The organism is Pseudomonas sp. HMWF006 (assembly GCF_003061205.1).
GTDB classification, from domain to species: domain Bacteria; phylum Pseudomonadota; class Gammaproteobacteria; order Pseudomonadales; family Pseudomonadaceae; genus Aquipseudomonas; species Aquipseudomonas monsensis.
Genome location: NZ_QAIU01000392.1, coordinates 1 through 864, shown reverse-complemented (window position 1 = coordinate 864; position 864 = coordinate 1). Strand labels below are relative to the sequence as shown.

At 60.5% G+C, this 864-nt stretch carries 1 protein-coding gene; it reads right to left on the bottom strand.

What is annotated here, in order from left to right:
- Nucleotides 1-2 precede the first annotated feature (2 nt).
- The gene (locus DBR24_RS15990) at nucleotides 3-830 is read right to left on the bottom strand and encodes an ABC transporter permease (protein ID WP_128615244.1); all 828 of its coding nucleotides are present in this window, start codon (nucleotides 828-830) and stop codon (nucleotides 3-5) included.
- Between the last annotated feature and the right edge of the window lie 34 nt (nucleotides 831-864).

The window sequence follows — 864 nt, the reverse complement described above, 5'->3', positions numbered from 1 at the left end:
GTTTATTTACCGCCACTGCCGGCGACGCTCTCGCCACCGCGCGTCAGGTAATACGCGCCGAGGATCGGCAACATGGTCACCATCATCACCAGCATGGCGACGACGTTGGTCACCGGCACATCCCGTGGCCGGCTCAGCTGATTGAGCAGCCATAACGGCAACGTGCGTTCATGCCCGGCGGTAAACGTGGTGACGATGATTTCGTCGAACGACAGCGCGAACGCCAGCATGCCGCCCGCCAGTAACGCCGAGCCGAGGTTCGGCAGGATGATGTAGCGGAAGGTCTGCCAGCCATCGGCGCCGAGGTCCATCGAGGCCTCGATCAAACTGTGCGAAGTCCGGCGCAGACGGGCGATGACGTTGTTGTAGACGATCACCACGCAGAAGGTCGCGTGGCCGACGATGATGGTGAACATCCCCGGCTCGATCCCCAGCGTCTTGAACGTCGCCAGCAAGGCAATCCCGGTGATGATCCCGGGCAGCGCAATCGGCAGGATCAGCATCAGCGAAATGCCCTGCTTGCCGAAGAAATCCCGGCGGTACAGCGCTGCCGAAGCCAAGGTGCCGAGCACCATCGCAATCAACGTGGCAATGGCTGCGATCTGCAATGAAAGCTTGATCGCCTCCAAAACGTCCGGCCGCGAAAACGCCACGCTGAACCAGTGCAACGTGAAGCCCTTCGGCGGAAAACTGAGCGCGGCCTCTTCGGTGTTGAAGGCGTAGAGGAAGATGATCAGGATCGGGAAGTGCAGAAACACCAACCCGCCCCAGGCCGCGATTTTCAGGCCTGGAGAGGCTTTGTCCCCCTGCTTTTCTGAATTAGAGCGCATCGAAGGCCCCCAGACGTTTGACGATGGACAGGTA

Excerpts from the sequence above, each read along its gene's own strand:
- DBR24_RS15990 (WP_128615244.1), bottom strand. The coding sequence starts at position 830 with ATGCGCTCTAATTCAGAAAAGCAGGGGGACAAAGCCTCTCCAGGCCTG.